Raw genomic sequence first — 13,031 nt, forward strand, 5'->3', positions numbered from 1 at the left:
ATTGTTGTTACAATAATTATATGAGAAATGATGAGTATGAAAACTTAGATAAACGACCAGGTGCTGGACGCAGAATTTACGACAGTCCAGTGTTGTGGATTAACGATTAAGCCATGATTTCAAATGATGAACAAGCCTATTCCTCTTAGTCAAAATCCCTCAATAGTTCGCATACCATTTTACGAGGGTAAGGTTAGAGCTGGGCAATCTCGCTTTGCTTCTGCAGCACAAGACTATGAGATGAAGGAGCTTGATCTCAATGAGTTGCTAGTCACGGACCCACCTGCAACCTTCATCGTTCAAGTCGCTCAAGACTGCGATTCTATGCTTGATGCCGGCATTCTGCCTGGTTCAAAACTTGTGGTTAATAGGGCGTTAGGACCTAAAGCCAAATCATCAAATATTGTGATTGCTATCGTTGATGGTGAGTTTGTCGTAAAGCGCTTATACAAAAGATTTAAGATTGTCCGCCTCCTGTCTGAGAACAAGGCAAAGGCGTATCCACCTATTGAGTTTACAGAAGGACAAGAGCTCGTTATTTGGGGTGTGGTACAACATGTCATCAATTCATTCACGTAAACGAGTTTTTGCTCTCGCTGACGTTAACTCTATGTATGCCTCCTGTGAGGAGGTATTCCGTCCTGATATCCAAGGGAAGCCTGTCGTTGTGCTATCCAATAACGATGGATGCGTAATCGCCCAAAATAAGCTGGCTAAAGAAACTTTGGATATTTATATGGCACGTCCCTGGTTCGAGATTAAAGAGATGGCCGAAAAGTTGGGCACAGTCGTGTTTTCGTCCAATTATGAACTCTATGCCAATATGAGCAATCGCTTTGCAGCAGTGTTGTCCAGGTATTCACCGCGCATGGAGAAGTATTCCATTGATGAGGTTTTCTTGGAAATGACAGGTATCAAAGCCAACTACACAGATTACGGCCAGGAAATTAAACGAGATGTACGCGATTCAACTGGCTTGCCCATTTGCGTAGGTTTTGGCCATAGTAAAACCCTGGCAAAACTCGCTAATCATTGCGCTAAAAAGCAATCACACTGGAATGGAGTTTGTGACCTCACATCAATGTCTGAGGATGAAGTAGATACCATCCTGGCAGAGTTGCCTGTAGGTAAAGTCTGGGGCGTAGGAAATAGGCTTGAAGCCAAATTAAATGAGGTTGGTGTATTTAACGTACTGCGCTTAAAAAATGCAGACCCTAAACGAATCAGAGACAAGTTTGGCGTGTTGCTTGAGCGTACTGCGAGAGAGCTAAGTGGTGAAGTCTGGATTGAAATGGAAGATGAGCTTCCTGAAGCCAAACAGGTCATGAGCTCACGCTCGTTTGGCGTGCGCGCTTCAACGATGGAAGATCTAAGCCAGGCGATTGCGTTTCATGCAGGCATCGCTGCTGAGCGCATGCGCAGTAAAGGTTTATATGCCAACGGCGTATACGTATTCGCTCAGAATAGTCCTCATGATCAAGCAGACTTTTATCCTGGGCAACTTGCGGTAGGTTTTCCAGCACCAACCAACTCAACGACAAAAATTACTAAAGCTGCATTATGGCTTTTGAAGAAAATATATAGACCTGGTATTTATTTTCAGAAATGCGGAGTTATGTTGCTGGACACTGTTTCAAGTGGTGGTTTGCAAAGCGATATGTTTGGCTTTACTGAAGGTGATCCAAAATCTGAAGCCCTGATGGAAGTGATTGATCGTATCAAACAGAAATACCCAAACAGTCCAGTTAAGTCTGCATCTGAAGGAAAAGTTCAGGCCTGGAAAATGCAGCGTAACTATTTAAGTCCTAATTACACTGGCAATTGGAATGACCTGTTAAAAGTAAAATAAATGCTCCTATTATTTCATTCTTTTATCGGATTTATCACAGCAATTTTTCTTCGCTTTGAATTAACTCCATCAGTCTAGTGGCATCTACTTCACCATCTTTTAGCAAATACGCATGACATAGCAAAGTTAGAGGATGGACTCCAATAACTGCAGATATCTCCTCAAGCTTTTCAATTGTGATTGATTTCAATCCACGCTCAAGAGAGCTGATATAGGTCCTGCTGGAAACAAGCGCAAAGTCTTCTTGAGTTTTGTTTTTACTTTTTCTGGCCTTCCTAAGCGCGATCCCAAAAGCCTCATTAATATTCATATGCACGTACCTAATAGGGGTACATGCATCTTGTTAAAATGAACACTATAGGACTACAATCTATAGTGTTCATTTTTGGATATATTAATGTTTTCTGTTCTTAAAGATGTCCCTCCAAAACTTATCTTTGATGATGTCGAGTTATACGACTCTATTGAACTCGAAACTTTTACTCCTTGGTTTATGTGTCAAGTAACTGAGTATGATGAAATCTTTAAGTGTTCATTCGGGAATATGAAATTCATAAGTAGTATCGAGGCTCTTATAGATTTAAATACCTCTAACAAAATAGACGAAATCTATCTTGTTAGCCCTGCTAGGTTAAACAAAAGTGAAACATGGAGATCAGATTTACTTCACTCAATACTAACAACCAATGCTCCTAATGATGATGAGCACTGTAGAATTTTTAAATTCGTATTAATGTCAGGTGAATCTTTCATCGACCCTCCTGAAACTCAGTTAATTGATGAAAGCATCAATTTCGAACAACTTCTAGACTTTGAGCATTTGAGAAAAAAACTTCGCTTGGACAAAGTGTAATTTCCGCTTACTAATGAAATCACAACCTTCATCACCCGATCAACTCAATGATTTAATAACTTTGGTTATTGATACCTTTGGTTCAAAGTCTGTGGCAGAGTCTTGGCTCAATTCATATAATGACTCGTTAGGTGCCGCTCCTATTGATGCTGCCCAATCATGTTCAGGATTTCTAGATGTTCAGAAAGTACTAAGTGCCATAAATCATGGCGGAGCGGTTTAAGCGTAAGCAGTTCACAAAATCCGGTTCGGGAAAAATGAAGTAGCGGCTGAGAAAACCAAGTTACTGCATTTGACTTTCGTCCTAAACAATCTCTTGGCCTACAGGCTTCATATTCTCCCACATAGCCATGTCAGAGGGAGCCTTATCATTCTGATCACATTGGCTCAGAAGATCAGTTAATTTGTATTTTGGTTTCATCACCCGAAAAGCCTTTGGATCAACTACTACCGTATCTCCAATTGTGGCGCCGATTTTGAATAGCATCTTCGCTGGCAATTTCAACGCTGCGCTATTGCCCCACTTTTGAATTTTCAGTTTCATATTGCTTTACCTTAAATATCCAGTCCAACTCTAATGATTAGCGTTTTGATTGAATTAGCTGACACGACTTATGTGTATTCCATTCATTTTGAGCAGTCATTCCAGCGTCTTGAGCAGTCGTTCCAGTCCTAATGAGCAGCTCATACCTGAGTTTGATTGCAAACGACAGGATATTAGGCATAGCCCTATTTTTTCTAGCACTTTTATAAAAATAGCTCTTACTCCGCTCTTGGTAATTTACTAGAGCAAATTAATAAAAGGTTAGGTAAGGACGGTTTTCACCAAGGCGTGAGGCTGGGCTCACTGATTGACCATTTCAAATGAAAAAACCAGCTTGCGCTGGCCTTTTCCCCCAATGTCAGAGTGGGCATGCCACAATATACTATGGGTCAGTTGTTATTTGAGATAGTATTATTTTTGAGTTATTTGGTCAATTTTTATTACTCTGCACCATTACCGTTGATTAACTCAGCCATCCATTCTGAAAATACCTTAACTGCTGGCGAAAGAAAACGTTGATGTGGGTAGAGTAAAGTCACTGGCACAGGCGGTGGGCACCAGTTTTGCAACACCGCAACCAATCTCTTTTCTTTTAGGTGGTCTGACACAAGCCTTTCTGCAAGTTGTGCCATTCCGTATCCCTCAAGACATTTTGATATAAAGCTCAGTTTCATTGACAGCGACCACACCCTTCAGCTGAACAGTTCTTTTTTCACCATTTCGTACAAAGCTCAGTTCGCCCGCATGTCTGTTGTTACCTGAGAAGTAATGTATCGCCTGGTGGCTTGCCAGATCATCAGGGGATTGCGGATTACCATGCTTTTTTAAATAGGCCGGTGAAGCACAAGTGACCCATCTGAAGTGACCGAGGGGGCGGGCAACCAGCGTGGAGCTCTCCAAGTTTCCCACGCGAATCACGCAGTCCACGGCTTCCTTAATCAGATCTACTTGCCGATCGCTCACGCCTATCATCAGATAGATATCCGGGTAACGTTGCTGAAACTCTTTTATATTTGGCATGATCACCGAGTGCGCAATACCTGCATGTCAATCCGTAAAAGACCTTGCGGCTGTTTGATGGCGTCGCTAAGGCTAGCTTCGGTATGCGCTATCAGATCAAGTATTTCTCTGCACTGTGTCTTGCGACATTCAGCATGGTTATTATTCCCTATTTAACTTGTCTTGAGCCCATCCATCAGAAACAGCTTGTTCGATGTCCTCAAGGGAGGTGACTTTATCAATCTTATCTGCCAGCACTCCTTAAAAATTTGCGATGTCACCATTCCTCAATTTAGATTCCCGTTCATTCCGTAAAACTTCAGCTATTTCCCGCTGACTTTGTCGTAATAACAATATCTCATACTCGGTATATGGCTACTTTTAAAATTAAGACACCCAAACCGCCTAAGCCACCAAAACCACCAGACCGACTACAGAATTTGCAAACGTTACGTCCGCTGGGTAAAACAAAATGGGTTAAAGCACATTGGCGTTGGAATTATGGAACACATCAATGGGAATGGGTTTTAGGCCATTGGAGTAAGTAACAAAACGGCTTGCGTATTTGCAAGCCGTTTGTCTTAGTTAAGAGCAATATCCAAAGTCTAAGCCACAACGATACTAATGGCCAGAATGGTTAATTGGTTTTCTGACATTGAGTTCCAACTCACCTTCAACATGAGGCTTTTGACGTTCAACCTTGGTTAGATCCATTTCAACTGCATGCGCTACAGTGCCGCTAGGATTTTTATAATCACCTGGATTTTTATAGTCATTTTTAGCGAGTCCATCTCGGACTTTCACGGTCGTAAACATCCCACCCATTTCAAGTGATCCAAACTGTCCGTTGCCCATCATCATTGGCAATGTATTTTTGGGTAATGGCATATCCATCATCTCAGACATATCTGTCATTTCAGACATGCCCGTTTCTCCCATAGGCATATAGTCAGGTACGAGGTTAGTGATTTTCTTCATCAGATCACCCTGTTTCACACCTATCATAGTGGGGAAACTGTGCCCCATGGCATTCATGGTGTGATGGCTTTTGTGACAGTGAAATGCCCAATCGCCAGGTTCGTTTGCAACAAACTCAATAGCACGCATTTGACCAACGGCAACATCAGTGGTTACTTCAGGCCAACGTGCGGTTTTTGGCACCCAACCACCATCTGTTCCTGTTACTTCGAACTCATGCCCATGTAAATGGATGGGGTGATTTGTCATAGTCAGGTTCCCTACGCGAATGCGCACACGGTCATCTTTACGCACGACAATTGGGTCTATGCCTGGGAAAGCCCGGCTGTTCCAGGTCCATAAGTTGAAATCGAGCATGGTGTTCACTTTAGGGGTGAAGCTTCCAGGCTCGATGTCATAGGCGTTAAGCAAAAATACAAAATCGCGATCCACCGGCATGAACTTTGGATTTTTCGGGTGCGTGATCCAGCTGCCCATCATGCCCATCGCCATTTGCAACATTTCGTCCGCGTGGGGATGATACATAAAAGTGCCCGGCCGCTTGGCCTGGAATTCATATACAAAGGTTTTACCCGGCTCAATCGCAGGTTGAGTGAGACCACTCACCCCATCCATGCCATTAGGCAAACGCTGGCCATGCCAATGCACACTGGTTTTTTCAGGCAGGCGATTGGTCACAAAAATCCGCACGCGATCTCCCTCAACCACCTCAATTGTCGGCCCAGGGCTTTGACCATTGTAGCCCCAGAGATTGGCTTTCATACCCGGTGCAATTTCTCTGACGACAGGCTCCGCAACAAGGTGAAACTCTTTGACACCATTGTTCATTTTCCAGGGAAGACTCCAGCCATTCAAAGTAACTACCGGTTGATACGGGCGCCCTGTACCAGGATAAAGTGGGTCTTGTGTATTTGCCACCTCGGAGGTGATGATTTCCGGAATAGCAGCTAATGCAACCTTGCTGACAGCACTGACGGCAACGCCAGCCATGCCTAGACCAGCATATTTAAAAAAGTTTCTTCTATCCATAGTTGTCATCTTATTGACCTTCCATCAAACGAGGACTAGCGACTAAAGTAGCTTGCAATTCAGCATCAGCTAACCAGAAGTCACGTAATGATTCGATATAGCCTTTTACGCTTTGTACTTGCGCTCTGGCATCGCCGAATAATTCAAATGGGCTTGTGAGCATGCCGTTATAGCGCAATTGATCTTCATACAATATGCGTTTGCGTAATGGCACAATCTCATCGCGAATGTGACGAGTGACATCATGTTTGGTGCGATAGGTGTTATACCGTTCTCGTATCTCAGATTGCGCATTGGTCACCAACTGTGCAGTTTCCTGTACGGACTGCATGTAAATTGACTCTGCCCGTGGCACCTTGGCCTGGCCCCAGTCAAACAACGGAATCTCGAAAGCGATATCGATGCCTTTCTTGTAAGGATCGCTTCTTCTGCCTTCCAAAACACGTGCCGGGCCTAACTCGATCACATTGATGAATCGCGTGGTTTTGGTCAGTCCTAGCTGCTTAGCCAAAGCATCCATTTCAGAGCGCTTAACCAGCAGGTCCAATCGTTGTTCATAGGCATTTTGTTCAAAGGCTTGTAACTCTGAAAGAGACTTAGGCAGATCAGGTAACCGAGATTGGATTTTGATCTGTGACGCTTTCACACCTAATTGCCTGGCCAAAGCCTCATATGCCCTCACTTCAGCATTCTTTGCATTAGCATATTCAAGTGCGGCATCGGCATAGAAGCTCTGCTCACGTGATTGCTCCAAGCGATTCCAGTTGCCGGTTTCATGCAGTCGTTTAGCCAACTCAGCACTGGCTTCTGCAGACTCTTTCACTTGTGCGCTGTATCTAGCCAATTCAGTAGCGGCAACCGCATTAAAATAAGCGGTACGTGTCTGATAGGCGAGTTTCAGGACTTCAATGGCGGTAGATGCTTGTGTCTGGGCAAAGCGTCTTTTTTCAACCTCTACCGCTTTAGGCATGGTGATCAATGAGAAAACGTTGAACGTGAATGCCTGCTCGATCTTATACTCGCCACCATTACGCGCATAAAGCATAGAGAAGCGTGGATTAGGCAATCGGCCTGCCTGTACAAGGTCGGCTTCTGAGATGCCCAGCTCGTAGAATGAAGCTTGTAGGCCTTTGTTGTTATAAAGCGCCACCTGTACTGCACCCTCTACATCCAAAGGTTGTGCGAGCAATGCTTGGGTCTTGTCCTGCAGGGACTTTGTAGACTCTTCTGTCTTAGCCCATTCATATTCTTGTTTCAGGTGCGGTTGAGTTTGTTTTTGTACCTCATCCATGCCGCCATCTTTTGAGAAGGTCGCGCACCCACCTAATAACAAGCTTACGGCAACAAGAATGGCACTGCGTGCTCTGAGATTTCCAATATTAGTGCTCATGTGAATCTCCTTCAGATGATGATTCATGTTGATGACCTGAATGGTTACCTTGAGCTGGTATTGCTGATTCACTTGCTTCACCATGATGATGTCCGGCATGGTTATGGCCGCCAGATGCAGGTAAAGATAGAACACCAATGCCATGCCGATAGACCACTTCACCACCCAGCCATGCCGTTGTCGCTACAGACAGGGATAAACCAGCCAGGCAAACTAATACAGGAATGGACATCGGGCTATCCTGACGCGATTTCAACGAGTGCCAGATTGCAACGAGCACCAATCCAGCAGCAGTAGGGATTGCCCAGGCTCGATGCAACAACATGGCAGCATGGCCGGCATCATCGTGATTCATAGGTGAGTTGAATGCCAGCCAACCAAAACCAACGGCAGCCACAGCACTGACAGCGGCTAGTATTAATATGTAAGATCCTGCAGCGGCTAATGAAGTCGATGATGCAGATTGCCGGAACAAGCGAGCAGCTAGACCGAAAATGAAGGCCACTATCGTCAACGCAATTGGAAAATGGACGACTGCCGGATGCAAATTAGGAATAATTTGGAAACCGGTGTGTTCTGAGGGCGCTTCTGGTTTAACAGCTTCTGAAGACTCATGGATATGGCTTGAGTGACCTTCTTCCGTAAGCTCACCCTCAGCATTTCCATGCTCATGGGTCATTGATACAGCTTCTTCACTCTCACTTCCTGAATGATTCATATTTTGCATGGCCTGATGATCCATACCAGCATGGTTCATCATTGCATGGTCGTGAGTGTGTGCCGACATTTCAGATGAGGATGATTTGTGAACCATGTTTGCCATGCTGTGGCCCATATCTTCAGCCTGACTATTCATGTCATGCATTTTGCTATGGTCCATCCCCGGTATGCTGTTATGGTCCATGCCTTTCATATTGCCATGATCCATGGGGGGCATCTGCGACTCTGAGTCATGTGAAGCATGCGTATCGCCATGAGACATACTATGTCCCATCGCTTCATGATTCATTGGTTGATCCGAGGAGTGCTGCATCCCCGGCATTTGATGTCCTTGGTCTGCAATCGAAGAATCTAGCGATTTCCAATCTGTTTGATTGTCACTATTTGTCGCCTTGTAATCTTCAAATGTGGACTGATATGGCGCGGAGCTTTCTTCCGCAAATGATGCGCCAATACCCAATGCTAATGCCATCGCAAGACACAATAAATATTGATAGAGAGAGGCAAGCCAGGCTCTCTTTAGGGTAGGAAATTTCATATAAACCTCTCATTTAGAGTTCCCAACATTTATTGGGAACGCATTCTTTTGCCTGCCCAGAGCATGCAAAAGCATAAGTGTGCTGGCTAAAGACCTGAACGGGCTTTAGCCAGTAACATACTAAACGAGGAGAAAGCGCGGGGGTCGCTCAGGCCCGGAGGATATATGGCTAGTGAAATCTGGAACGATAAAACCGATTGCCGTACCTGCAACAATCAAATGATGCTTCAGGTCGTCACCCGACGCTGCAAAGGCGAAACCTGAACAGCAGACTGAACATTTGGAACAATGATTACAAGCGTGCTTGGTATCATCTTGATGTTTGTGAGCATGACTATCCACAGCACCCTCGTGGTGTTCATGGCTATGACCACTTACACTTTCATGGTTGTGCTGGCTTTGTGGCTTCTCACAATTCATCATGCTGACCGATGCAAATCCCTGCACCGGTAGAATGATTGCGATGAGCCAAATAGCGAAGATCTGGATGAGCTTTCTCACGATGGGATTATGATAACCCTAAATTAAAAATGATTCAGTGCTAAACTGAAATTTTTCTTTTATGAATTACCCTATGTTTGATTAAGCGCAAGTTGCTCTAGAATGGGGCACTCTGGGCGATCATCCCCATGACAGCAATGCACAAGCTTTTGTAGCTCCGACTTAATCGACATCAGGCTTTGAATCTTCTGGTTTAAGGCCTCAACATGGGAATTAGCCAACTCCCTCACTTTGCTGCTTGGCCGATGTGGGTCTTGCCATAAGCTTAATAATTCCTCAATTTGCTTGATAGAAAAGCCTAAATCGCGGGAGTGTCTGATAAAGCTCAGCGTATGGATGTCTTTTTCAGAATATTGACGATATCCCGCAAAAGTTCTTGAAGCGGCAGGCAGTAAACCAACGCTTTCATAATGCCGAATCATTTTGGTCGAGATACCTGACGCTTTCGCAGCTTGCCCAATATTAAATAAACTCATCGTTCATGCCCAAGTGATAGGTAAAAAGGCCTGCTGATATTGCTCAGCAGGCAGATAGAAATTACTTAGTTGCAGGTGGAAAACCAGCATCTATAAGCGCTGAAACGATCTCGTCTTTTGTAACGCTGGTTTCAACTTTGACCGTCCTGGTTGGAGGATCGGTAGTAATGCTCGCTTCTGGGTCTATGGCTTTAATGGCACTTGTCACACCTCTTGCACATCCACCGCAGGTCATATTTTCAATATGAAATTCCATCATTAACTCCTTAATCAGTAATGGGTAGTGATATAAGCTTAAAGGTTCCAACAATGGCAAGGTCAAGCATTATTACTCACAGATTTTTGGGACTGTTGTATTCCACTAGAGGTGGTTTGAATGTCCTTAAGCGCAAGGCATTCCCTAAAACGAACACGCTGGATAAAGCCATTGCTCCGGCAGCAAATACTGGTGAAAGTAATATGCCCCAAGCAGGATAAAGTGCACCAGCCGCTACCGGAATCAAAGCCGTGTTATAGGCAAATGCCCAGAACAGGTTTTGATGAATATTCCCTATCGTTGTTCTAGATAAAGCAATCGCATTCGGTACCCCTTGCAGATTGCCGGACATTAAGACTACATCTGCTGATTCTACAGCGATATCTGTACCAGTCCCGATTGCCAAGCCCACATCTGCTTCTGCCAGAGCGGGGGCATCATTAATGCCATCCCCCACAAAAGCAATCTGCCCGTAAGCAGCTTTCAAGCGACGTACAGTGTCAACTTTCCCCTCAGGCATAACCTCAGCAATAACTTCATCAATGCCAAGCTGGCGGGCGATTGCATGTGCGGTCCTGGCATTGTCACCAGTAATCATAGCCACTTTGAGACCTAACTGATGTAGTGCGGCGATTGCACCCGGTGTCGAAGTTTTTATAGGGTCATCGACGGCGATAATGCCCGCCAAGCGACCATTAATTGATGCGTATAAAGGTGATTTGCCCTCTTTACCCAATCGCCCAGCAGTTTGCGCAAAGACGTTCAAATCTAACCCCAGTTGGCGCATGAATCGATCCGCTCCTACTTCAACGAGAGCACCTCCAACACGGGCTCTTACGCCCATACCTGTCACAGACTCAAAGTCTGTTAACGCCGGTAGAGTCTGCCCATTTTCAGTGGCAGCGGCCACAATAGCGCGTGCAATTGGATGCTCAGATTTAGCTTCAACCGCCCCGACTTTTGCAAGAAGACTATTACGCTCGAAACCCTCCGCTACTTCGATGTCGGTAAGTACTGGCCGTCCTTCTGTGAGCGTACCCGTCTTGTCCACCGCGACAACTTTGGCATCCTTGAGTAATTGTAATGCCTCACCTTTTCTGAATAAGATGCCCAGTTCGGCTCCTCGCCCAGTTCCAACCATAATTGAAGTCGGCGTGGCCAGGCCCATGGCACACGGGCATGCAATGATCAATACTGAAACTGCATTCACCAGTGCAAAGGTCAACGCAGGGGATGGACCAAAAATCATCCAACTGATAAATGTGAGCAATGCCGCACCCATGACAGCAGGTACAAACCACATAGTCACTTTATCGACGAGCGCCTGTATGGGTAGCTTGGAGCCTTGTGCCTGCTCTACCATACGGATGATTTGAGCCAGCATGGTTTGATTGCCAACAGCTGTCGCACGTACCTCCAACATCCCTTTCTGATTGACGGTGCCACTAACTACAGAACTACCTAGAGCTTTCTCAACAGGTATGGGTTCACCAGTGATCATGGATTCATCAACAAAACTTTTACCATTGGTGACTTCACCGTCTACGGGCACTCTCTCACCAGGTCGTACTTCGAGCACATCATTGAGGACCACTTCATTGATAGGGACATCCAAAAAGCGATGATTGCGCATGACATGCGCTTCTTTGACCTGCATTTTTGACAGGCGCTTGATTGCTTCGGAAGTCCGCCCCTTGGCACGGGCCTCCAAAAATCTGCCAAGTAATATCAAAACGACAATGACTGCAGCCGCTTCATAATAGACATTGACCGCTCCTTCAGGCAACAGTCCGGAAGCAAAGGTCGCGACCATTGAATATCCAAAAGCTGCAGCGGTACCTACTGCTACGAGCGAGTTCATGTCTGGAGCAAGCCTAAACAGTGCAGGAAAGCCTTTCTGGTAAAAGCGTCTACCAGGGAAAGCCAATACCAGAGCCGTCAATACAAACTGCATGTACCAACTAGTTTTCATACTAATAGTATCCATGATTAATTCATGAACACCTGGTATCAGATGCGCACCCATTTCCATTAAAAACACTGGTAACGATAGTGCTGCTGCCAGAATGAGGTCCCGCTTCAATTTGAATAATTCACTCTCTTTTTGACTTTCTGCTACAGCCTGTAAGGAGGATAGAGAGTCAACGACCTTAGCTTCGTAACCGATACGCTCGATCGCGGAAATCAATTCTGCTGGGGCAGCAGAACCATATATGGAGGCACGTTCAGTGGCTAAGTTAACTGTTGCTTCAACGACCCCTGGTACAGATCTGAGGGCTTTCTCAACACGCCCAACACATGACGCACATGTCATGCCAATAACATTGAGCTCTATCTTGGATGTTGGAACTTCATAACCGACTTTATGAACAGCTTCGATCAAGGCTGTGCGATTTACCTCTTCGGTAACGTGAATAGTCGCTCGCTCAGTTGTCAGGTTGACTGAGACACTTTCTACGCCAGGGACCTTTGTTAAGGCGGCTTCAACACGCCCAACGCAGCTGGCGCATGTCATCCCTTCGATAGGAAGTGAGATATTTTGGATGGCATCACTTAAAGTCTTTTTAGACATGCTCATAATCCGGAAACTTGTATTAACTATATTTCCAGTCTAAAGCTTCCCTCCATGGGAAGGTCAACTGATTTATTGTAAATTAAAGAATCCTATTAGTTAGCACTTTAAGCTGGATCAAACAACGCCTCCATAATTGATTGCATTAAGAATTCTTTCAACCTCTACAAGACCAGCAGTTGATTCGCACATTGTTATGGGAGTCATGCCTAAAATAGGGTGGTATTGATAAAGCCACTTTGAGCCGTAATGATACATAGTTGGCATTTGTGATTATTGCTCATTAGAGGATGAATGCTCAAACGAATTGGAATTACTGCTCTATT

At 45.0% G+C, this 13,031-nt stretch carries 13 protein-coding genes and 1 pseudogene; 4 read left to right on the plus strand and 10 right to left on the minus strand.

Annotated elements, in window-relative coordinates; all coding sequences use genetic code 11:
- Positions 1 to 123: 123 nt before the first annotated feature.
- The gene (locus tag ACJ67_RS13920) at positions 124 to 579 is read left to right on the plus strand and encodes a LexA family transcriptional regulator (protein ID WP_049639579.1); all 456 of its coding nucleotides are present in this window, start codon (positions 124 to 126) and stop codon (positions 577 to 579) included.
- A complete protein-coding gene (locus ACJ67_RS13925) occupies positions 557 to 1,849 on the plus strand; it encodes a Y-family DNA polymerase (protein WP_231587200.1) in 1,293 nt (430 codons plus the stop codon). The genes ACJ67_RS13920 and ACJ67_RS13925 overlap by 23 nt, the downstream gene beginning before the upstream one ends.
- A 34-nt stretch (positions 1,850 to 1,883) precedes the next feature.
- Here the strand turns inward: ACJ67_RS13925 and ACJ67_RS13930 are convergent, their stop codons facing one another.
- Positions 1,884 to 2,159, minus strand: coding sequence for a helix-turn-helix domain-containing protein (locus ACJ67_RS13930; RefSeq protein ID WP_049639581.1), 276 nt, complete (start codon positions 2,157 to 2,159; stop codon positions 1,884 to 1,886).
- A gap of 87 nt (positions 2,160 to 2,246) precedes the next feature.
- Here ACJ67_RS13930 and ACJ67_RS13935 point away from each other — a divergent pair, with 87 nt between their 5' ends.
- Together ACJ67_RS13935 and ACJ67_RS14745 are read left to right on the plus strand one after the other, a co-directional pair.
- Positions 2,247 to 2,702 (plus strand): hypothetical protein, encoded by a 456-nt coding sequence (locus tag ACJ67_RS13935; RefSeq protein ID WP_049639582.1) that lies wholly within the window; start codon positions 2,247 to 2,249, stop codon positions 2,700 to 2,702.
- 13 nt (positions 2,703 to 2,715) lie between these two features.
- Positions 2,716 to 2,925 (plus strand): MbcA/ParS/Xre antitoxin family protein, encoded by a 210-nt coding sequence (locus tag ACJ67_RS14745; protein WP_082164068.1) that lies wholly within the window; start codon positions 2,716 to 2,718, stop codon positions 2,923 to 2,925.
- An 81-nt stretch (positions 2,926 to 3,006) separates the two neighbouring features.
- On the opposite strand, the gene ACJ67_RS13940 is transcribed toward ACJ67_RS14745, so the two are convergent.
- The 9 genes and pseudogenes from ACJ67_RS13940 to ACJ67_RS15155 all read right to left on the minus strand — a co-directional run bounded on the left by ACJ67_RS13940 (position 3,007) and on the right by ACJ67_RS15155 (position 12,972).
- Positions 3,007 to 3,246 carry a hypothetical protein gene (locus ACJ67_RS13940; RefSeq protein WP_049639583.1) on the minus strand — a complete coding sequence of 80 codons (240 nt, stop codon included), beginning with the start codon at positions 3,244 to 3,246 and terminating at the stop codon, positions 3,007 to 3,009.
- Between the two features lie 440 nt (positions 3,247 to 3,686).
- A pseudogene (locus ACJ67_RS15150) lies at positions 3,687 to 4,266 on the minus strand (LysR substrate-binding domain-containing protein).
- A 600-nt stretch (positions 4,267 to 4,866) separates the two neighbouring features.
- Positions 4,867 to 6,252, minus strand: coding sequence for a multicopper oxidase family protein (locus ACJ67_RS13950; protein WP_369799092.1), 1,386 nt, complete (start codon positions 6,250 to 6,252; stop codon positions 4,867 to 4,869).
- Positions 6,253 to 6,262: 10 nt separating this feature from the next.
- A complete protein-coding gene (locus tag ACJ67_RS13955; RefSeq protein ID WP_049639585.1) occupies positions 6,263 to 7,642 on the minus strand; it encodes a TolC family protein in 1,380 nt (459 codons plus the stop codon).
- A complete protein-coding gene (locus tag ACJ67_RS13960) occupies positions 7,632 to 8,900 on the minus strand; it encodes a DUF2231 domain-containing protein (RefSeq protein WP_082164070.1) in 1,269 nt (422 codons plus the stop codon). Before ACJ67_RS13960 ends, ACJ67_RS13955 begins: the two co-directional genes overlap by 11 nt.
- 572 nt (positions 8,901 to 9,472) lie before the next feature.
- The gene (cueR, locus tag ACJ67_RS13965) at positions 9,473 to 9,877 is read right to left on the minus strand and encodes a Cu(I)-responsive transcriptional regulator (RefSeq protein ID WP_049639587.1); all 405 of its coding nucleotides are present in this window, start codon (positions 9,875 to 9,877) and stop codon (positions 9,473 to 9,475) included.
- 61 nt (positions 9,878 to 9,938) lie between these two features.
- On the minus strand, positions 9,939 to 10,133 hold the full coding sequence (locus ACJ67_RS13970) for a heavy-metal-associated domain-containing protein (RefSeq protein ID WP_049639588.1): 195 nt from the start codon (positions 10,131 to 10,133) through the stop codon (positions 9,939 to 9,941).
- A gap of 76 nt (positions 10,134 to 10,209) precedes the next feature.
- Positions 10,210 to 12,711 carry a copper-translocating P-type ATPase gene (locus ACJ67_RS13975; RefSeq protein WP_369799093.1) on the minus strand — a complete coding sequence of 834 codons (2,502 nt, stop codon included), beginning with the start codon at positions 12,709 to 12,711 and terminating at the stop codon, positions 10,210 to 10,212.
- A gap of 111 nt (positions 12,712 to 12,822) precedes the next feature.
- Positions 12,823 to 12,972, minus strand: coding sequence for an MbcA/ParS/Xre antitoxin family protein (locus tag ACJ67_RS15155; protein ID WP_082164072.1), 150 nt, complete (start codon positions 12,970 to 12,972; stop codon positions 12,823 to 12,825).
- Positions 12,973 to 13,031: the final 59 nt, after the last annotated feature.

This window comes from Methylophilus sp. TWE2 (assembly GCF_001183865.1).
Lineage (GTDB): Bacteria > Pseudomonadota > Gammaproteobacteria > Burkholderiales > Methylophilaceae > Methylophilus.

Coding starts and splice junctions, on each gene's coding strand:
- ACJ67_RS13920 (WP_049639579.1), top strand. CDS start 124: ATGATGAACAAGCCTATTCCTCTTAGTCAAAATCCCTCAATAGTTCGC.
- ACJ67_RS13925 (WP_231587200.1), top strand. CDS start 557: ATGTCATCAATTCATTCACGTAAACGAGTTTTTGCTCTCGCTGACGTT.
- ACJ67_RS13930 (WP_049639581.1), bottom strand. CDS start 2,159: ATGAATATTAATGAGGCTTTTGGGATCGCGCTTAGGAAGGCCAGAAAA.
- ACJ67_RS13935 (WP_049639582.1), top strand. CDS start 2,247: ATGTTTTCTGTTCTTAAAGATGTCCCTCCAAAACTTATCTTTGATGAT.
- ACJ67_RS14745 (WP_082164068.1), top strand. CDS start 2,716: ATGAAATCACAACCTTCATCACCCGATCAACTCAATGATTTAATAACT.
- ACJ67_RS13940 (WP_049639583.1), bottom strand. CDS start 3,246: ATGAAACTGAAAATTCAAAAGTGGGGCAATAGCGCAGCGTTGAAATTG.
- ACJ67_RS13950 (WP_369799092.1), bottom strand. CDS start 6,252: ATGGATAGAAGAAACTTTTTTAAATATGCTGGTCTAGGCATGGCTGGC.
- ACJ67_RS13955 (WP_049639585.1), bottom strand. CDS start 7,642: ATGAGCACTAATATTGGAAATCTCAGAGCACGCAGTGCCATTCTTGTT.
- ACJ67_RS13960 (WP_082164070.1), bottom strand. CDS start 8,900: ATGAAATTTCCTACCCTAAAGAGAGCCTGGCTTGCCTCTCTCTATCAA.
- cueR (WP_049639587.1), bottom strand. CDS start 9,877: ATGAGTTTATTTAATATTGGGCAAGCTGCGAAAGCGTCAGGTATCTCG.
- ACJ67_RS13970 (WP_049639588.1), bottom strand. CDS start 10,133: ATGGAATTTCATATTGAAAATATGACCTGCGGTGGATGTGCAAGAGGT.
- ACJ67_RS13975 (WP_369799093.1), bottom strand. CDS start 12,711: ATGAGCATGTCTAAAAAGACTTTAAGTGATGCCATCCAAAATATCTCA.
- ACJ67_RS15155 (WP_082164072.1), bottom strand. CDS start 12,972: ATGCCAACTATGTATCATTACGGCTCAAAGTGGCTTTATCAATACCAC.